Origin of the sequence: Palleronia sp. LCG004, assembly GCF_032931615.1 — a bacterium.
Lineage (GTDB): Bacteria > Pseudomonadota > Alphaproteobacteria > Rhodobacterales > Rhodobacteraceae > Palleronia.
Map to the genome: position 1 here is coordinate 360156 of NZ_CP136759.1, position 18724 is coordinate 378879.

General features: G+C 66.4%; 20 protein-coding genes. 10 read left to right on the forward strand and 10 right to left on the reverse strand.

Annotation, left to right across the window (positions count from 1 at the left end; genetic code table 11):
- Positions 1–47 precede the first annotated feature (47 nt).
- Positions 48–647 (forward strand): DUF1353 domain-containing protein, encoded by a 600-nt coding sequence (locus RVY76_RS01740; protein WP_317375401.1) that lies wholly within the window; start codon positions 48–50, stop codon positions 645–647.
- On the opposite strand, the gene yidD is transcribed toward RVY76_RS01740, so the two are convergent.
- The 3 genes from yidD to rpmH are packed head-to-tail and all read right to left on the reverse strand — an operon-like array spanning position 605 to position 1403.
- Positions 605–826 (reverse strand): membrane protein insertion efficiency factor YidD, encoded by a 222-nt coding sequence (gene yidD, locus RVY76_RS01745; protein WP_317376695.1) that lies wholly within the window; start codon positions 824–826, stop codon positions 605–607. The genes RVY76_RS01740 and yidD overlap by 43 nt on opposite strands.
- A 17-nt stretch (positions 827–843) precedes the next feature.
- Positions 844–1257, reverse strand: a complete 414-nt coding sequence (gene rnpA / locus RVY76_RS01750) for a ribonuclease P protein component (RefSeq protein ID WP_317375403.1) — start codon at positions 1255–1257, stop codon at positions 844–846.
- A gap of 11 nt (positions 1258–1268) precedes the next feature.
- Entirely contained in the window at positions 1269–1403 is a 135-nt protein-coding gene (gene rpmH, locus RVY76_RS01755) for a 50S ribosomal protein L34 (RefSeq protein WP_012177012.1), read from the reverse strand.
- A 196-nt stretch (positions 1404–1599) separates the two neighbouring features.
- On the opposite strand from rpmH, the gene RVY76_RS01760 reads away from it, so the two are divergent.
- The 5 genes from RVY76_RS01760 (at position 1600) to RVY76_RS01780 (ending at position 7382) form a co-directional block, all read left to right on the forward strand.
- Entirely contained in the window at positions 1600–2337 is a 738-nt protein-coding gene (locus RVY76_RS01760; RefSeq protein ID WP_317375408.1) for a TVP38/TMEM64 family protein, read from the forward strand.
- Positions 2338–2340: 3 nt separating this feature from the next.
- Positions 2341–3759 (forward strand): dihydrolipoyl dehydrogenase family protein, encoded by a 1419-nt coding sequence (locus RVY76_RS01765; RefSeq protein WP_317375410.1) that lies wholly within the window; start codon positions 2341–2343, stop codon positions 3757–3759.
- A 17-nt stretch (positions 3760–3776) separates the two neighbouring features.
- Positions 3777–5174 (forward strand): HAMP domain-containing sensor histidine kinase, encoded by a 1398-nt coding sequence (locus RVY76_RS01770; protein WP_317375412.1) that lies wholly within the window; start codon positions 3777–3779, stop codon positions 5172–5174.
- Positions 5175–5325: 151 nt separating this feature from the next.
- Positions 5326–6570 (forward strand): urate hydroxylase PuuD, encoded by a 1245-nt coding sequence (locus tag RVY76_RS01775; RefSeq protein ID WP_317375413.1) that lies wholly within the window; start codon positions 5326–5328, stop codon positions 6568–6570.
- On the forward strand, positions 6567–7382 hold the full coding sequence (locus RVY76_RS01780; protein ID WP_317375415.1) for a bifunctional allantoicase/(S)-ureidoglycine aminohydrolase: 816 nt from the start codon (positions 6567–6569) through the stop codon (positions 7380–7382). Before RVY76_RS01775 ends, RVY76_RS01780 begins: the two co-directional genes overlap by 4 nt.
- On the opposite strand, the gene RVY76_RS01785 is transcribed toward RVY76_RS01780, so the two are convergent.
- Positions 7379–7867 (reverse strand): ureidoglycolate lyase, encoded by a 489-nt coding sequence (locus RVY76_RS01785; RefSeq protein ID WP_317375416.1) that lies wholly within the window; start codon positions 7865–7867, stop codon positions 7379–7381. The two genes, RVY76_RS01780 and RVY76_RS01785, sit on opposite strands and share 4 nt — an antisense overlap.
- Positions 7864–9276, reverse strand: a complete 1413-nt coding sequence (gene puuE / locus RVY76_RS01790) for an allantoinase PuuE (protein ID WP_317375418.1) — start codon at positions 9274–9276, stop codon at positions 7864–7866. Before puuE ends, RVY76_RS01785 begins: the two co-directional genes overlap by 4 nt.
- Positions 9277–9353: 77 nt before the next feature.
- On the opposite strand from puuE, the gene uraH reads away from it, so the two are divergent.
- From uraH to RVY76_RS01805, 3 genes are read left to right on the forward strand one after another with little or no spacing between them, the layout of a single operon-like run.
- Positions 9354–9686, forward strand: a complete 333-nt coding sequence (gene uraH, locus RVY76_RS01795; RefSeq protein ID WP_317375419.1) for a hydroxyisourate hydrolase — start codon at positions 9354–9356, stop codon at positions 9684–9686.
- A 3-nt stretch (positions 9687–9689) separates the two neighbouring features.
- A complete protein-coding gene (locus tag RVY76_RS01800; protein WP_317375420.1) occupies positions 9690–10535 on the forward strand; it encodes an inositol monophosphatase family protein in 846 nt (281 codons plus the stop codon).
- On the forward strand, positions 10532–10957 hold the full coding sequence (locus RVY76_RS01805; RefSeq protein WP_317375421.1) for a PaaI family thioesterase: 426 nt from the start codon (positions 10532–10534) through the stop codon (positions 10955–10957). The genes RVY76_RS01800 and RVY76_RS01805 overlap by 4 nt, the downstream gene beginning before the upstream one ends.
- Positions 10958–10991: 34 nt before the next feature.
- Here RVY76_RS01805 and RVY76_RS01810 read toward each other — a convergent pair whose 3' ends face one another.
- The 5 genes from RVY76_RS01810 to RVY76_RS01830 all read right to left on the reverse strand — a co-directional run bounded on the left by RVY76_RS01810 (position 10992) and on the right by RVY76_RS01830 (position 17521).
- A complete protein-coding gene (locus tag RVY76_RS01810; protein ID WP_317375423.1) occupies positions 10992–11813 on the reverse strand; it encodes a sulfite exporter TauE/SafE family protein in 822 nt (273 codons plus the stop codon).
- 132 nt (positions 11814–11945) lie between these two features.
- The gene (locus RVY76_RS01815; protein ID WP_317375425.1) at positions 11946–13349 is read right to left on the reverse strand and encodes a mannitol dehydrogenase family protein; all 1404 of its coding nucleotides are present in this window, start codon (positions 13347–13349) and stop codon (positions 11946–11948) included.
- On the reverse strand, positions 13346–15706 hold the full coding sequence (locus RVY76_RS01820; protein WP_317375427.1) for a TIM-barrel domain-containing protein: 2361 nt from the start codon (positions 15704–15706) through the stop codon (positions 13346–13348). The genes RVY76_RS01815 and RVY76_RS01820 overlap by 4 nt, the downstream gene beginning before the upstream one ends.
- Positions 15703–17007, reverse strand: coding sequence for a TRAP transporter large permease (locus tag RVY76_RS01825; protein ID WP_317375428.1), 1305 nt, complete (start codon positions 17005–17007; stop codon positions 15703–15705). The genes RVY76_RS01820 and RVY76_RS01825 overlap by 4 nt, the downstream gene beginning before the upstream one ends.
- Before the next feature lie 10 nt (positions 17008–17017).
- On the reverse strand, positions 17018–17521 hold the full coding sequence (locus RVY76_RS01830) for a TRAP transporter small permease (protein ID WP_317375429.1): 504 nt from the start codon (positions 17519–17521) through the stop codon (positions 17018–17020).
- Positions 17522–17733: 212 nt separating this feature from the next.
- On the opposite strand from RVY76_RS01830, the gene RVY76_RS01835 reads away from it, so the two are divergent.
- Complete coding sequence (locus RVY76_RS01835) at positions 17734–18723, forward strand: TRAP transporter substrate-binding protein (RefSeq protein ID WP_317375430.1); 990 nt, start codon at positions 17734–17736, stop codon at positions 18721–18723.
- The last annotated feature ends 1 nt before the right edge of the window (position 18724 follow it).

Genomic DNA, 18724 nt, shown 5'->3' on the forward strand with positions numbered 1-18724 from the left:
GCGGTGGGCATACTCCATTTCCTTGCGGCCGCATAGAGAGGACGAACATGCGCCTTGACCCCCCGAAGAGGCCCGCGACGAACCCCTATCCCGACGACTGGACCCAACTCACCGAGTTCGAGTACCTTTCGCCGCTGAGCCTCATCCGTCCAGTAAACAACCTCGTGGACAGGCTTGGCGCGGATGGCGATTACGTGCTGCAGCACGATTTCGACTGTGCGCTCCATGTCGATGGTGAGCTTCACGTGCTCACGGCCCCGCGCGGACTGGTCACCGACCTGACCTCGGTCCCTCCCGTTTTCCGGCTTGTTGTCGGTCGGGTGGGGCCCTGGCTCGAGGCCGCGATCCTGCACGATTATCTTTACGTGGCGTGGGCCTTCCTCGACCGGCGGGGACCGCGTCCGAACGATCGTCTCTTCGCCGACCGGGTCATGTTGCTTGCGATGGAGGCCGCGGGCGTGCGCCGTTGGCGCAGGCGCATCATCTATCTCGCGCTGAGGTGGTTCGGCGCCCGATCCTACGGTCGTGCCGATCCCGAAACGTCCTTCGCCGATCTCGACGCGGAAGAACTCGATCCGGCGCTGATCGTGCCGGATGCGCCGGGTCAATCCGGGACGTTGTCGATGCCCGATCCGCCAAGCGGATGACAGCGTGCGATGCGTCGCAGGCTGAGCCATCCTCCGCGTATCGCACCGTGCCGTTCGAGCGCCTCGAGCGCATAGGCCGAACAGGTCGGCTGATACCGGCAATTGAACCCGACCCAGGGCGAAAATACCGCGCGATAGCCACGTACCGGCAGAGCCAGAATCGAGGCAAGCGGCCCCATCCGACGGCTCTCGCTACTCATCCGTGGATCTTGCGAAGCGCCGCGTTCAGGTCCGCCTGCATCCTCTCGAAATTGCGCTCGGCCGTCACGTCGCGCTTTCCGATCAGGACGTAATCCCATCCTGACTGTCCCAGATGCGGCAGGCCGATCCGTGCGATCTCTCGCAGTCGGCGCTTCGCGCGATTGCGTGCGACGGCGTTGCCGACCTTGCGCGAACAGGTGAAGCCGACCCGTATCGCGCCTTCGTCACGCCGGTCGCGGGCCTGCAGCATGAAGCCCGGCATCCGCACGGTCCGGGCCCGCGCCGCACGCAGGAAATCGGCCCGCGCCTTGATGCGCCGAGGCTCTGCCTGTGATCCGTCCCGTCCCGGTTCCGCACATGACGAAAGCCCGCCCGCGGGTTCGTCCGCGGCGGGCTTTCCATCTGTCATCGCGTCGCCGCTCAGGCGCTGAGCGACTTGCGGCCCCGGGCGCGGCGCGCGTTCAGGATCTTGCGGCCGGCCTTGGTGGCCATGCGCGCACGGAACCCGTGGCGGCGCTTGCGAACCAGGTTCGAGGGCTGGAAGGTGCGTTTCATCGCGTCTCTCCGTCAGATACGGGTGGCATGCGCGAGAACCGAAACCCCGCGCGGTCATTCGAAGCCCGCTTCCTAAGGGGGCGACCGGTGCCTGTCAACATCGTCGCACCCCCCGGCATGAATATGGCCCCCGCGGGGTTTCACGGCCGCCACGCGCCCTATCTGGTCTGCATGACAGGCGCAGGATCCCTCGGCGATGAATGACAAGACCCCGAACGATGCAGGCCCCGCGCCCTGGCTACGCCGTCTGCCGATCGTCGTCATCGCACTCGCGGCCATCGTCGGGGCTTTCACCTTGCGCGATTACCTGAGTTTCGAGACGCTTGCCGACAACCGCGAGCGTCTGCTCGCCTTTCGCGACGAACATTACCTTGCAACCGTGGCGCTCTTCATGCTCGCCTATGTCGTTGTGGTGGCGTTGTCGCTGCCCGGTGCCGCGCTCTGCACCCTGACCGGCGGATTCCTGTTCTCGACCTTCCCGGGCACGCTTTATAACGTCACTGCCGCGACTGCGGGCGCGGTCTGCATCTTCCTCGCCGCGCGCTGGGGGCTGGGCGACCGGCTCGCGGCCCGGATGGACGCCTCCGAGGGGATGGTTTCGCGTATCAAGGCCGGCATCGACGAGAATCAGTGGTCGATGCTCTTTCTCGTCCGTCTCGTCCCGGCGGTTCCCTTCTTTGTCGCCAATCTCATTCCGGCCTTCATGGGCGTCGCCGTCTGGACCTTCGCAACCACGACGTTCCTCGGCATCATTCCGGGCGCGATCGTCTATACGAGCGTAGGATCAGGGCTCGGCGCGGTGTTCGAGCGCGGTGAGACCCCGGATCTCGGTATCATCTTCGAGCCGCGCATCCTGCTCCCGATCCTCGGGCTCTGCCTGCTCGCGGCGATGCCGATGATCCTCAAGGCCGTGCGCGGCAGAAAGGGGCTCTGAGCCATGGAAGAGATCACCTGCGACATCTGCGTGATCGGTGCCGGCTCCGGCGGGCTCTCGGTCGCGGCCGGTGCCGCCCAGATGGGCGCGGACACCGTCCTCATCGAAGGGGCCGAGATGGGTGGGGACTGCCTCAACCATGGCTGCGTCCCGTCGAAATCGCTCCTTGCCGTGGCGAAGCAGGCACATCTGATGCGCAACCCGCCTGTTCCGGGCGTGGCCGCCGCCGATCCGCAGATCGATTACGCCGCCGCCAAGGACCATGTCGCCCGCGTGATCGAGACGATCGCCCCCGTCGACAGCCAGGAGAGGTTCGAGGGGCTGGGCGTGCGCGTCCTGCGCGGCTGGGCGAGCTTCGAGGACGAGAAGACCGTCGTCACGGACGCCCACCGGGTCCGCGCGCGTCGCTTCGTGATCGCGACCGGCTCTTCGCCGTTCGTGCCGCCGATCGATGGAATCGGGGATGTTCCCTACCTCACCAACGAGACGCTCTTCGCCCTGCGTGACCGCCCTGAGCATCTGCTGATCATCGGCGGCGGACCCATAGGCCTCGAGATGGCGCAGGCGCACGCCCGTCTCGGATCCCGCGTGACGGTGATCGAAGCCGACCGCGCCCTGCCGCGCGATGATCGCGAGCAGGTCGAGATCGTGCTGGCCCAACTCGCATCCGAAGGTGTGCAGGTCCTCGAAGGACAAAAGGTCACCCGCGTGCGCCATTCGGACGGCGTGATCCGGATCGAGACCGAAGGTGGAACCTACGAGGGCTCGCATCTGCTCGTCGCCGCCGGACGCAGAATCAATCTCGACCGTCTCGATCTCGACCGGGCCGGCATCGCGCATGATCGTGGCGTGACGGTGGGGACGGACCTGCGCTCGCCCAGCAACCGCCGCGTCTATGCGATAGGCGATGCGGCGGGCGGTGCGCAGTTCACGCATGTGGCAGGATATCACGCCGGCATCGTCGTGCGTTCGGCCGTGCTGGGCATGACCTGGTCCAAGGCGCGGACGGATCACATTCCGCACGTGACCTATACCGATCCTGAACTTGCCCATGTAGGCATGACCGAGGCCGAAACCCGCGAGAAATTCGGCGGCCGGACAAAGGTACTGCGCTTCAACTACGCCGAGAACGACCGCGCAATCGCCACGGGTCGCACGACCGGCTTCGTCAAGCTCGTCGTGGCAAACGGCCGCCCCTGCGGGGCGTCCATCATCGGCTCCGATGCGGGCGATCTCATCGCGATCTGGTCCGAGGCCATCGCCAACGGCACAAAGCTGTCTGCCATCGCGAACACGGTGCTGCCCTATCCAACGCTGTCGGAAATCAACAAAAGGGCGGCGGGTGCTTATTTCGCACCGCAACTCTTTGAAAACGCCAGCGTTAAATCCGTGGTAAGGCTGGTACAGAAATATCTGCCCTGATGTCGAGGGCGCGAGGCATGCTCAATACCCTTTCGGGACGTTTCCTGATCCTGACCGTCGTCTTCGTGATGCTGGCCGAAGTGCTGATCTTCGTCCCGTCAGTCGCGCGATTCCGGGCGGAATATCTCGATTCCCGGCTCGAACGCGCCCAGATCGCTTCGCTTGCGCTGCTGGCCGACGACGTGATCGACCCTGCGCTCGAGGCGGAACTGCTGCAGAACGCCGAGGTTTTCAACATCGTGCTGCGCCGTGACGAGATCCGGCAGCTCGTCCTCAGCTCCGAGATTCCCAGCGACATCGTCGCGACCTACGATCTGCGCGACCCGCAGCCCTGGTCGTTGATCGCCGATGCGATGGCGACACTCGCCCAGCCGTCCGATGCCGTCATCCGGGTCATCGGCGCGCCCGTGCGCGAGGGCGGCGAGCGGATCGAGGTGACGATGGCGACCGGCCCCCTCCGGGACGCAATGATGGAATACGGCCTCCGGGTGCTGATCCTCTCGGCGGTCATCTCCGTGGTCACGGCGCTGCTCCTCTTCATCGCGGTCAACCGCCTTCTCGTCGCACCGATCCGGGGCGTCGTCGACGCGATGCTGAGCTATGCCAAGGCCCCCGAGGATGCGCGCCGCATCATCGAACCCTCGGCGGGCGTGGCCGAATTGCGCGCGGCCGAAGAGGCCCTGCGCTCTCTCCAGACGCAGCTCACGGCCTCGCTTCGCCAGAAGGAGCGTCTGGCACAGCTCGGCAGCGGCGTGGCCAAGATCAGCCATGACCTGCGCAACACGCTCACCACGGCACAGCTCTTTGCCGACCGGATCGAAACGACCGAGGATCCGGCCGTGCAGCGCATGGTGCCCAAGCTGCTGGGCTCCATCCGTCGGGCCGTCTCGATCTGCGAGGGTGTGCTTGCCTTCGGTCGCGCGGACGAGCCGCCGCCGGCGCTGGGCCATGTCTCCCTCGCGGATCTGGTCGGCGACGTGATCGACGGCGAACGGCTCGCGGCCGGTGAGGCGGACATCTCCTTTTCCGAGGATGTGCCGGGCGGTATGGTCGTGCGCGCCGATCCCGAACAGCTCTTCCGCGTCATCGCCAATCTGGTGCGCAATGCCCGTCAGGCGCTCGAGGCGCATGGCGGCGAGGGCGAGATCTCAATCGCGGGTGCCGAGACCGCGCGCGACTGGCTCATCCGGGTCCGCGATACCGGTCCCGGGCTTCCGGCCAAGGCGCAGGAGCATCTCTTCATGCCGTTCCACGGCGCGGCGAAGAAGGGCGGGTCGGGGCTCGGCCTCGCCATCGCCGCCGAACTCGTGCGCGGCCATGGCGGCACCCTGCGCCTCGCCGATACCGGCCCGAACGGCACCGCGTTCGAGATCGTCCTTCCGAAATCGATCGTGACGCTGACCGAAGAGGGCTGATCCGCTCTTTCGGTTGTCCAGAAATTAATCAGGAGCAGTGGCCTCCCGGTGGTGGAGATGGGGGCAGGGGCCTCACCGCCCGGCGCGCCATTGACCCCCGCGCGCCGATCGCCAAAAAGGGAACGCAGCCCATCCTCGAGGATTTCTGGCAATGTACGACTTCGCCGTCATGTGGGACTGGCTGGCCTTCGCGATCCGCTGGCTCCATGTCGTGACCGCGATCGCCTGGATCGGGTCGTCCTTCTATTTCATCGCGCTCGATCTGGGTCTGAGGAAGGCTCCGGACATGCCGACGGGGGTCCATGGCGAGGAATGGCAGGTTCATGGCGGCGGCTTCTACCACATCCGCAAGTACCTCGTCGCGCCCGAGGCGATGCCCAACCATCTTACCTGGTTTAAATGGGAAGCCTACTCCACCTGGCTTTCTGGGGCGGCGCTCCTTGCGGTACTCTACTGGGCGGGGGCCGAACTCTACATGATCGACCCGTCGCGGGCCGATCTCTCGACCTTTCAGGCGATCATGCTCTCGGCGGCCTTCATCGCGGGCGGCTGGATCGGATACGACGCGCTCTGCCGCTCGCCGCTCAAGGCGTACCCGACGGCGGTGATGGTCGTGCTCTTCGCGGGTATCGTCGCGGCGAGCTGGCTGCTCAACCAGGTCTTTTCGGGGCGTGCCGCGCTGCTCCATCTGGGCGCGATGACGGCGACGTTGATGACGGCGAACGTCTTCGCCCACATCATGCCCAACCAGCGCATCGTCGTGGCCGATCTCAAGGCCGGTCGCAAACCCGACCCGAAATACGGCCAGATCGCCAAGCTGCGCTCCACGCACAACAATTACCTGACCCTGCCCGTGATCTTCCTCATGCTGTCCAACCATTACCCGCTGGCCTTCGGGACGGACAATGCCTGGATCATCGCGGCGCTCGTCTTCCTCATCGGCGTCTCGATCCGGCACTATTTCAACAGCCGCCATGCCGGAACGGGCAATCCGACCTGGACCTGGGCCGTCACGGTGATGCTCTTCATCGCGCTTGCCTGGCTGAGCTCGGTTCCGCTGCGCAATCCCGGCAGCGCAGACGCACAGGTGATGACCCCCGAGGCGGAGCGTCACGCCGCCGCGCCGGGCTTCGAGGAGGTGCACCGGATCGTCACCGGCCGCTGTTCCATGTGCCATGCTCGCGAGCCTGTCTGGTCCGGCATCCGCTGGGCTCCGAAGGGCGTCCTGCTCGAGACCGAGGCCGATGTCGCGGGGCAGGCCCGTCGCATCTACCTCCAGTCGGGCGTCACCCATGCGATGCCCCCCGGCAACGTCACAGGGCTCGACGAGGATGGACGCCGCGCCATCCGCGACTGGTATCGCGCCACCACCGACATGGAGATCGCCCGTCAATGACCCGCTACGCCTTCGCCCCCGGCGGGCTTCCCCCGCAAAGCGCCCGCATGGACGAGCGCGCGGTCTTCACCGAGGCCTATGCTTTCCTGCCCGCATCGACGATGCGCGACATCACGACCAGCGCGTTGCCCTTCTGGGACGCGACGCGCGCCTGGGTCATCGCGCGGCCCATGTCGGGCTTTTCGGAGACGTTCTCGCACTACCTGATGGAGGTCGCGCCCGGCGGCGGGTCCGACCGGCCGGACACCGATCCGGGCGTGCAGGGTGTGATCTTCGTGTCGGATGGCCGCATCGCGCTGACGATCGACGGCACCGCCTATGATCTCGGCCCGGGCGGCTATGCCTATCTACCGGCGGGCGCACGGTGGAGCTTGCGTGCCACCGGGGACGATCCCGCGAAGTTTCACTGGGTTCGCAAGCGTTATCAGGCGGTTGACGGAATCGATGCACCCGATGCTTTCGTGACCTCCGACGAAGCCGTCGATCCGGTCGCGATGCCCGATACGAACGGGCGCTGGGCCACGACGCGCTTCGTCGATCCCGCGGATCTGCGTCACGACATGCATGTCAACATCGTCACGCTGAAGCCCGGTGCCGTCATTCCGTTCCCCGAGACGCATGTGATGGAGCATGGTCTCTACGTCCTCGCCGGCAAGGCCGCCTACAAGCTCAACCGCGACTGGGTAGAGGTCGAGGGTGGGGATTTCATGTGGCTGCGCGCCTTCTGCCCGCAGGCCTGCTATGCGGGGGGAGACGGCCCGTTCCGCTATCTTCTCTACAAGGACGTGAACCGCCACGCGCCACTTCCCTAGGGCAGCGTCACCATGACGGGACGGGGCAGGGGATATTCCTCGAGATTGTCACCGGGCCCGATCCGGTCGATGACGGCAAAGAGCCCCGAGGGCCCGAGCGGCGTCAGAACCCCGTGCCACGTCCCGCGCAGCAGGTTCACGGCCTGACCCTGTGCCGTGACGAATGCATTGATCCGCCCGGGGCGGTCGCCCTCGTCCTCTGCCACGATCACGAGGAACGGATCGGGTGACATCGGCACGAAGGCCTGCGAGCCAGCCGGGTGCCGTTCGAGCAAATCGAGTTGATAAGGCATTTGGCGCGGGACCGCGTCGAACAGGCTGATCCCCGCATGCCCGTCCCCGAAATCGAGCCGTGCGCGATCGTGGAAGCGCCCGCAAAGCCCCTGATTGATGACCTTGTCCGGCGCGCCCGACGTATCGATTACGTCCCCGAAGGCGTGGAACGCCTCGGGGTCCAGCGGCCGTGCGACGATCTCCGCACTCATCCGAGCTTCTCTCGCAGCCGAAGTTCGGCGATCCGCTCGACCTGACGGCAGGCCTCACGGAATTCGGCGGCGCTGTCGTTGCCGACCCGACGCTCGAAGGCGTCGAGGATGCCGGCCTTGTCGTGATCGCGCACGGCGATGATGAAGGGAAAGCCGTGCTTTGCCTGATAGGCGTCGTTGAGCTCGGTGAAGCGTGCGCGCTCGGCATCGGTCAGCGCGTCGAGCCCCGCGCTCGCCTGTTCCGACGTGCTCTCCTCCGTCAGGCGTTTGGCCGCGGCGAGCTTTCCGGCAAGGTCGGGATGCGCCTTCAGCACCGCACGCCGCGCCTCGTCGGTTTCGCGGCGAAACCCTCGCGCCATCGCGGAGGCGAGCCCGACCGCATCGTCATGCGCAGGCCCGAGCTCCAGCGCATGGGCGGCCTCGGCAACCCAAGGCGAATGCTCGAAGATCCCGCCGAAGGCTGTGACGAACTCGTCCCTCGACATCTCGCTTGGCCTGCGCCGGGGCTGCGGCGGATGCGTTTCGGCCCAGTGCGCCGCAATCTCGGCGCGGGTCGCGAACCAGACGCCGTCATGTCCGCGCGCATGGTCCAGGAATCGCTTCAGCGCCATGATCCGTCCCGGCCGCCCGGCCAGCCGGCAATGAAGCCCGATCGACATCATCTTTGGCATGCCGGCCGCGCCCTCGGCGTAGAGGCAGTTGAAGCTGTCGGTCAGGTACCGCTCGAACTGGTCGCCCGAATTGAAGCCCTGCGGCGTGGCGAAGCGCATGTCGTTCGCATCCAGCGTATAGGGCACGATCAGCTGATGCCGGCCGCCGAGTTCGACCCAGTAGGGCAGATCGTCGGCATAGCTGTCGGCTATATAGTCGAAGCCACCTTCCTCGGTGGCGAGGCGGATGGTGTTCTCGGACGAGCGGCCCGTATACCAGCCGCGCGGTCTTTCGCCCGTCACCTCGGTATGGAGCGCGATGGCATCGACCATGTCCCCCGCCTCGTCCTCGGGGTTGAAATCCTTGTACTCGATCCACCTCAGACCGTGCGACGCGATCTCCCATTTCGACGCCTGCATCGCCGCGACCTGCGCGGGCGAGCGGGCGAGCGCCGTGGCCACGCCGTAGACCGTCACCGGCAGATCGCCGAGGAGGCGGTGCAGCCGCCAGAACCCGGCCCGCGCGCCGTATTCGTAGATCGATTCCATGTTGGCGTGCCGCTGGCCGGGCCAGGCGGCCGCGCCCACGATCTCGCTCAGGAATGCCTCCGACGCGGCGTCGCCGTGCAGGATGTTGTTCTCGCCGCCTTCCTCGTAATTGACGACGATCTGGACGGCGATCTTCGCGCCGCCCGGCCATTTCGCGTCCGGAGGCGTCGGCCCGTAGCCGCGCAGGTCGCGTTCGTATCGGTCTGTCATGGTCGGTATCCTCTTGTGCTCCCTGTCTGGCCCGGAAACACTGGGCAACGCAATCGAAACGGCAGGCGGAGGCACCCTTGGCGGGTTATCTGACGACACATGTCCTCGACACGGCACGCGGATGTCCGGCGGCGGGGCTGACGATCACGCTGTTCCGGTTGGAAGGCGAGACGCGGACCGAGCTCGCCCGAATGGTGACGAATGCCGACGGACGCACGGACGCGCCGATCCTGCCCGAGTCCGAGTTCGCCACCGGCAGCTACGAGCTCCTCTTCCATGCCGGTCCCTATCTGGGGGAGGCACGGTTCCTCGAGGACATTCCGATCCGCTTCAGGATGGACGAGGCGGCGCATTATCACGTGCCGCTCCTCCTCTCGCCCTACGGGTATTCGACCTATCGGGGAAGCTGAGCGATGATCGACCGCCAGACAGAGGCCGCGCTGATCGGCGCGCTGCGCGACGTCGCAAAGGCAGAGATCCTGCCATGTTTCCGTAATCTCGACGCGGCCGATATCGACACCAAGACCGGCCCGGAGGATCTCGTGACCGTCGCCGATCGCGCGGCTGAGGCCGCGATGGCCGAGCGTATCGCCCGCATCCTTCCCGACGCCGCGCTGGTGGGCGAAGAGGCCGTGTCGGACGATCCGTCGATTCTCGACCGGCTTGAGGGAAAGGGGACCTGCGTGATCCTCGACCCGATCGACGGGACTGCGAATTTCGCGCGCGGCAATGCCAATTTCGGCATGATCCTCGCCGTGACGGAAGGGGCCGAGACGGTGCTGGGCGTGCTCTACGATCCGGTCATGGACGACTGGATCGTCGCCCGGAAAGGCGGCGGCGCATGGTTCTGCCGCGAAGGATCCGACGACCGCCGCCTCGAGGTGCGCGCGTCGCGCGGGGCGGTCGAGGCAACAGGCTACCTGCCGCTCTATCTCTTTCCCAAGGTGCATCAACCGGCGCTCGCCGCGCTCTATCCCCGGATCGGACGGGTCGAGTCGCTGCGCTGTTCGTGTCACGAATACCGCATGATCGCGTTCGGCCATGCCGATTTCCTGACGAGCCATGTCTCGAAGCCATGGGACCATGCGGCAGGGCAACTCGTCGTGGCCGAGGCGGGCGGGGATGCAGGCATGCTCGACGGCGGGTCCTACGATTGCCGCCGGGCGGATGCGCGGCTCGTCGCCGCGAGTGGATCTGCGCTGAGGGCCGAGATCGCGGGAATGGTCATCGGCGCGCTGGGCGAAGAGGTCACCGCATGACCGCGGATGCGCCGGGCATCATCCGCGACGAGACAGGCACGCAGCGTACGCTCGGATACGTGCTCGACGTGGGCCAAGGTGACGGGCGTGGGCGCTGTCGGCTCGTCGTGGACGAGCGGCACACCAATCGCCACGGCGTGCTCCATGGCGGGCTTGTCACCGTGATGCTCGACACTGCGATGGGGGCGACCGGGTCGCTTTCCATGGACGAGACCGGCACGTATCCGATGCTGACGATCTCGCTCACGGTGAACTTCGTCTCGTCCGCGCGGTTGGGCCAATCGCTCGAGGCCGAGGGGCGGCTCACCGGGGGCGGGCGAAAGGTCAAGTTCATCGCGGGCGAGTTGCGGGACGACGAGGGCACGCTCGTCGCCACGGCCACGGGCGTCTTCCGGACGCTGCCGGATCACCGGCGCTCATGAGCGGACAGGTTTCGCGCGGGAAACGTTCTCCCGATCAGTAACCGAGCGTCTTGCGGATCATGTTGAGCGCGACGAGCATCAGGAACACCCCGAAGACCCGCTTGAGCCTTTGTGCGTCGAGTTTGTAGGCCAGTTTGACGCCCAGCGGTGCCGTCAGAAGCGTTGCCGCGATGACGATCAGGAATCCTGGCAGGTTCACCGCGCCGATGGTGAGGGGCGGCTTCAGCGCGATCTGGACGAAGAGGAACGCGATCACCGACGGCACCGCGATCAGCAGGCCGAAACCGGCTGCCGTGCCGACGGCACGATGGGTCGGCACGTTGTGCAGGGTCATGATCGGCACACCGAAGGACCCGCCCCCGATCCCCATGAGGACCGACAGGAAGCCCACGATGGGCGACAGGATCGACCTGAGCCCGAGACCGGGCATCTGGTCCGCGATCCGCCAATCCTTGCGACCGACCAGCATCCAGACGCCTACCAGCAGGGCGAGCGTGCCGAAGATCACCTGGAGAAGTTCCGAGCGCAGTGCCGAGGCCACGAGAACCCCGAGAAGCGCCCCGATGACGATGCCGGGTGCCCAGTGCCGCAGGATCACCCAGTCGACCCCGCCCTTGCGGTGATGCGCGATGACGGACCGGATCGAGGTCACGACGATCGTGGCGAGCGATGTCGCGATGCAGAGCTGCATGAGTTCGGGGCCCTCGTATCCGAGCGAGGCGAAGGCGTAGTAGAAGCCGGGGACGAGGACGATGCCTCCGCCCACGCCCAGAAGCCCGGCGAGGACACCGGCGACGCAGCCGATCGCGGCGACGATCAGACCGAGGATGAGCAGTTCGATGGGATCGCCGGTCATGCGGAAACGTCCTTTGGAATGGTGTCGGGTCCGGCCGCGCGACAGGCGGCCGCGCCGCAGCCATACATCATCGACGGGGGGAGTCTCAGCCGAAATCGCAGCGGGGGGCTCCGCTGCCCCCCGCCATGTGCATCAGCCCTTCGCGTTCAGCGCCGCACGGAGACCCCCGCCGTCGATCCGGGCCAGCGCATCGCGTACGGGCCCGATCAACGGTTCGGGATCGGTCGCGATGCCGCGCAACGTCAGCACTGCGCGGGCCGGATCGTCGGTGGCGGCGGCCTCGCGCAGTTCCTCTCCGCGGGGGTCGGCCACCGGGGGCAGGTCGCGCAATGCGGCGATCCAGCTTGCCACGGCAAGCGCTCCGCGATCGTGTGCCCGACCGGCGGCAATGTTCTCGCCAAGCGCGGCGAGAAGGCGCTGCGGCATCTTCTGGCTGGTGTCCTGAGCGATCTGGTCGAGACGGTGGCGCAGGCGGGTGTTCTCGAACCGGGCGATCAGCGCATCCGCATAGGCCGGAACATCGACATCCTCGGGCATGTCGAGCGTCGCCGCCTGCTCGTCGAGCATGAGGGCGCGCGCGAAATCGCGAAGATCGGCATCCGACATCGTATCCGCGACGGTCTCGTGACCGAGAAGGCGGCCGGCATGAGCGAGGAACGTGTGCGCGCCGTTCAGGAGCCGCAGCTTCATCTCCTCGAAGGGCGTGACGTCCGAGACGAGCTCGGCCCCGCCGGCGGCAAAGGGCGGCCGTTCTGTCGCGAAGGAATCCTCGATCACCCATTGCAGGAACGGCTCGGTCACGATCGCATTGGGATCGTCATGGCCCAGTGCCTCGCGGATCAGGGCGCGGCCCTCGTCGTCCATCGCGGGCGTGATGCGGTCGACCATCGCGCTCGGGAAGGTGCAGTTGGCGTCGATCCAGCCGGCAAGTCCCTCGTCGATCTCGCGCGCGTAATCGGTGAGGACGCGGTGCAGCATGCGCCCGTTGCTGGGGATGTTGTCGCAGGACAGAAGCGTGATCGGACCGGCACCGGCCTCTATCCGGCGGCGCAGACCCTCGGCGAGGATGCCGATCGCGGTTCTGGGCTCGCGCGGGGCGGCGAGATCGGTCCGCAGATCCTCGCGCGAACGGTCGAGCGCACCGCCGTCCTGACAATACCCCTTTTCGGTGATCGTCATCGTCACGAGCCGGAGGTCCGCATCGGCGATCAGGTCGGGGAGCGCGTCGCCTCCGTCACGAAGGGGATGGCGCGTTCCGATCACGCATCCGAGCTGTCGGAGTACCGCGCTTTCCCCGTCGGCCGCGGCGACGTGGAACAGGCCGTCCTCGGCGTCGAGCGCATCGAGCTGGTCCTGCCCGGAATTGAGCCGTGCGGCGATGACGCCCCAATCTCCGCCCTCTGCATCGAGGCCCCGGTCCAGGATCCACATCGTATGGGCGCGGGAAAAGGCGCCGAACCCGATATGCAGGATACGCGGCTTCAGGGCCGCGCGGTCATAGGCGGGATCCTGTCGGGTGATGTCGGGCGTGGTCAAAGCGTGATCTCCTCTCCGGGGGTGATGATCCGTCCGGCGAGGCGGAGCGTCCGCATCTCCCCTTCGGGAAGGACGATGCGGGCGCGGGCGGGGCCCTGGCTCTCGTCGCCCTCATGCGCGATCGTCAGGTCGATCCCGTCGCGCGATGCCGTCATCGCGATGCGGGTCACGCGGTGGGGACCGCCCTCGCTCCGGCCGTCATCGTCGTATGCGAACCCTTCGCCGGTGCCCTCGTCGGGCGGGAAGAGGTGGAACTCGCGCGCCGTCTCGGCCTCGGGTGCCGCACGCATCGCTCCGGTCGAGAGCGGCAGGACCGCGCCGCGCCGCACGAAGAGCGGAATGGTGTCCAGATCGACGGGCAGTGTCACAATCGCGCCCGGCGCATGTGTCGCACCGGTCTGGAAATCGGCCCAGCCATGCGCGTTCCGGGGCAGGCGCACCCGACGCTCGGTCGCCCCCTCGTCGATCACGTTCGCCACGAGAAGATCGGGCCCGAGCAGGAATTCGTCATGCTCCTTCCATGCCTCGGGATCGTCGGGATGGTCGAGGAAAACCGGGCGCAGCATGGGCTCGTCCTCGGTCACGGCGCGCCAGAGCTGCGTGTAGAGATAGGGCAGCAGCCGATAGCGCAACCCGAGTGCCGCGCGGATCTGCGGCAGGATCTCGGGATACATCCATGGTTCGTTGACGGTGGCGTCGTCGTTCCAGGAATGGATCGTGAAGCGCGGATGGAAGATGCCGTTCTGGACCCAGCGCAGGAACAGCTCGGGGCCCGGTCGCGGACCCGAGAAGCCGCCGACGTCGTGGCCGATATTGTAGAATCCCGAAAGGCTCATCCCGAGGCCCGTGCGGATGTTGTAACGCAGCGTCTTCCATGCCGTGCGGTTGTCGCCGGACCACGTCTGGGCGTGACGCTGAAGCCCCGGTGCACCCGAACGCGAGATGAGATAGGGACGCTCGCCCGGCGCATGGGCACGTTGCGCGGCTTCGGAGGCGCGACACATCAGCATCGGCATGACGGGCCGCATGAGGTCGATGTCGATCGGCTCGCCGAAGCCCGCGCAGCGCGCTTCGCGGTCCCAGATCTCGTATTCGTTGTTGTCGTTCCAGGTCGAGCCGATCCCGTGTTCGAGCAGCTGGGCGGTCACGCCGTCCTTCCACCAGTCGAACGCGTCGGGATTGGTGAAGTCGAGATGCGATCCCTCGTCGTCCCAGAAGCTCGAGATCTCGGGCGCGTCCGGGGTCTCGCTGTCGCGCACGAAGAGGCCGGCATCCGCCGCCTCGTCGTAGCGGGGATGGTCCTTCAGCAGGCACGGCTTGATGTTCGCGATGAGGTGCACGCCCGCATCGCGGAACTTCGTGGCCATCGCGTCGGGATCGGGCACCTTGTCGTGGTTCCAGTTGAAGACGTACCGCTTCGTCCCGATCGACGTGTAGCCCGAGGACATCTGGAAGCTGTCGCAGGGCAGGTCGTGCTCGGCCAGACGGTCGAGGAACCCTTCGAGCTGTGCCTGTGCATCCGGGGCGTCGGTATAGCTCATGGTCGAGCCGGAATAGCCGAGCGTCCAGCGCGGCGGGAAGGCGGTGCCACCGGTCAGCCGCACCTGCCGCTTCACCAGATCGAGCATCCGCGGTGCCCAGGAGACATAGTAGTCGAGATCGCCGTCCTCGGCCCGGTAGGCGCGGAAGGCCGGGTGATAATTGTCGAGCTCGTTGCCGAGGTCGAACCAGCAGGGTGCGAGGTTGTCGTAGAAGATCGACCACGCACCGGCACCCGCCGTCTGCGTTATGGTGAAGGGGACGTGCTTGTAGAGCGGATCGGTCGTCTCGGAATCGTATCCCATCGCGTCGAGATTGCGCATCTCGAACCGGCGGCCGCGACGGTCGAGATCGCCGGTCTTCTCGCCCAGGCCATGAACGGGCTCGTCGGGGTGGCGCAACAGGAAATGGGCGTGACGATGATCGCGCACCCCGAACATCGTGCCGCCGGTGCGCCGTTCCTCGACGAAGGTCCGCCATTCGTCGTCGATCCGCGCAGCCCAGGACAAGTGCAGCGGGTGCGAGATGGTGAGCCGCAGGGTCGCGGTCTCGATCACGAGGGTGTCGTCGTCCGTGATCCGCGGCTCGGGGCAGTTGAACCCCGACAGGCTGTCGCGGTCGCGCCCTTCGAGCGGCGCATCGCCGCCCGGGGCCACGGTCCATGTGCGCCCGAGCCGCCATGCACCGTCCTTGAGCAGTGAGACGCGGATCAGGTCGTCCTCGAGCACGCGGATGCGCATGAGGTGCCGTCCGGAAACGGTCAGGTCGACGCCGTCGGTGCGGCGATCCGCGAGGGTCCAGTCCTTGAGCGTCTTCATGCGCCGTATCCAAGAAGCACGCGGGGCAGGAAGAGGCTGATTTCAGGCACGTAGGTCACCACGAAGAGAAGGGTCAGGAGGACGAGATACATCGGGATCAGCGGACGGATCACCTTGGCGATCGAGGTTCCGCCGACGGAGCAGCCGACGAAGAGGGCCGATCCCACGGGCGGCGTGCAGATGCCGATGCAGAGATTGAAGGTCATCACGATGCCGAAATGGACCGGATCCATGCCGAGATCCTGCGTCACGGGCAGGAAGATCGGCGTGAAGATCAGCAGTGCCGGCGTCATGTCCATGAAGGTCCCGACGAGAAGCAGCGTGATGTTGATGGCCAGCAGGATCGCCAGCGGATTGTCGGAGATGCCCAGCAGCACGTCCGAGATCGCGTTGGGGATCAGTCCGAAGGCCATCGCCCGGCTCATCGCGATGGAGGCCCCGATCATCAGAAGGACAACCGCCGTCGTTACGGCAGATTCGACGAAGATGGCGGGCAGGTCGCGGACCGTGATCTCGCGATACCAGACGAGCGCGAGGAGCAGCGCATAGATGACGGCGGCCGCGGCGGCCTCGGTCGCGGTGAAGATGCCGGCGATGATGCCGCCCATGATGACGACGATGAGGCCGAGCGGCAGGATCGCATCGCGTACGGCGCGAAGAACCTCTCCGGTCGAGGGGCGGTCCGCCACGGGATAGCCGCGACGCTTGGCGATGATGCCCGCGACCGTCATCAACCCAAGCCCCATGAGGATTCCCGGGACGTATCCCGCGACGAAGAGCGCCGCGATCGAGGTGCCGCCGGTGATCAGGGAATAGACGATGAGCGTGGCCGAGGGCGGGATCAGCAGACCCGTCGGACAGGAGGCGATGTTGACTGCCGCCGAGAAGCCCCGGTCATACCCCTCGCGGTCCTGGAGCGGTGCCATGACGCCACCCACCGCCGCAGCCGAGGCGACCGCAGAGCCCGAGATCGCACCGAACATCATGTTGGCGATGACGTTGCAATGCGCCAGTGCGCCGGGCAGGCGGCCTGCAAGCACCTTGGCGAGGTTGATGAGACGCATGGCGATGCCGCCGCGGTTCATGATGTTGCCCGCCAGGATGAAGAACGGGATCGCGAGCAGGGTGAAGCTGTCGAGACCCGACGCCATCTGCTGCGCGACGATGAAGACCGATTGCTCGACCCCCATGAAGAGGAGGAATGTCAGCGTGGCCGATGTCCCGATCGCGAAGGCGATGGGCACGCCCAGTGCCATGAGGACGGCGAAACTGCCGAAGAGGACCCAGACAGCGGAGTTCATCGTGATATCCTCATTCGAGCGGCATTGAGACGTCGCCCTCGGCTTCGGGAAGGCGGCCCTGGCCGAGATCCCGTGCGAAGAGCGCGCAGTAATAAAGGATGACGATGCCCGCGAAGGGGATCGCCGCGTAGATCCAGCCCATCGGCAGGCGCAGGGCGGGTGTGACCTGTCCGGAGCTGAGCGTGCGGCTGACGAGCGACCAGCCGCCCCAGACCATGACGATCGCAGCGAAGCCCGCGACGATCGAGAGGATCACCCATTCGAGGGCCAGCCGGGCGCGTCCCTTGAGCGCGATCGGCAGCAGGTCGATGGCGAGGTGGCGACGCGCGCCGAACGTGTATGCCCCGCCGATCAGCGCGAGCCACATGAAGAGGAACCGCGCGATTTCGTCGGTGAGGATGGATGGCGTCTGGAAGACGTAGCGGCTCAGGACCTGCCACGTGACGCAGGCGACGAGAATCGCGAAGATCGCGATCACCGCCCAGCGAAGGATCAGGTCGACGGCACCCTTCACGACCGGACCTGTAACGCCGTCTTGCGGAAACTCATCGCGAAACCCTTTCCTGATGCGCGGCACCGAAACCTGCGGTCGACCAATCCGCGGACGCGGGAGGTCGTGGCAGCGGCTGCGCGGACAAATCCGTGCTGTCCCTTGCCAAACCGTTCGGAATTGGTCAACCAGTGCGCATTCGAACACACCCATCCGAATTTTCCCGGGAGGACGACATGACCGTCACCAAGACAGCCCTTTTCGGCGCGACCGCGCTCGTCGCCGCCGCCTCGATCGCCGACGCCGCCACCATGCGCCTGAGCCACAACAACCCGCCCGACCACCCCACGCATCTGTCGATGCAGGAGATGGCCGATCGCGTCTCCGAGCTCACCGACGGCGAAGTCGAGATCCAGATCTTCCCCAATGGCCAGCTCGGCACGCAGCGCGAGTCGATGGAGCTCGTGCAGAACTGCGCGCTCGAAATGGCGCGTTCCAACGCCTCCGAACTCGAAGCCTTCGAAGAGAGCTATTCCGCGATCAACCTGCCCTACATCTTCGACAGCGAAGAGCACTTCAACGAAGTGGTCGCGGGCGAGATCGGGCAGGACATCCTCGCCTCCTCGAGCGATAACGGCTTTCGCGGCGTGGCTTTCCTGACCGAAGGCGCTCGCTCGTTCTACGGGCAGAAGCCGATCCTGTCGCCCGCCGATCTCGAAGGGGTGCAGGTGCGCGTTCAGCCCTCGCCTTCGGCGATCCGCATGGTCGAGCTTCTGGGCGGCAGCCCGACGCCGATTTCCTGGGGCGAGCTCTACAGCGCGCTGCAGCAGGGCGTCGTGGACGCGGCCGAGAACAACCCCACCGCGCTCACGACCGCGCGTCACGGCGAGGTCGTTTCCGACTTCTCCCTCGACGAGCACACGATCATCCCCTCGGTCGTCGTCATCTCGAACTGCGCTTGGGACGGCATGACGCCCGAGCAGCAGGACGCGATGATGCAGGCCGCCTCCGAAATGCAGGAGGCCCATACGCAGCGCTGGCAGGAAGCCGCCAACGCCGCGCTCGAGGAAGCGCAGAGCGAGATGGGCGTCGAGATCCACGAGGTCGACAAGGCCCCCTTCGTCGAGGCGGTCCAGCCGATGATCGAGGAGACGGCTTCGCGGTCCGACAATCTCGCCGACCTGATCGAGCGGATCCGCGCCTCGGGCAGCCAGTCCGGCTCCTGAC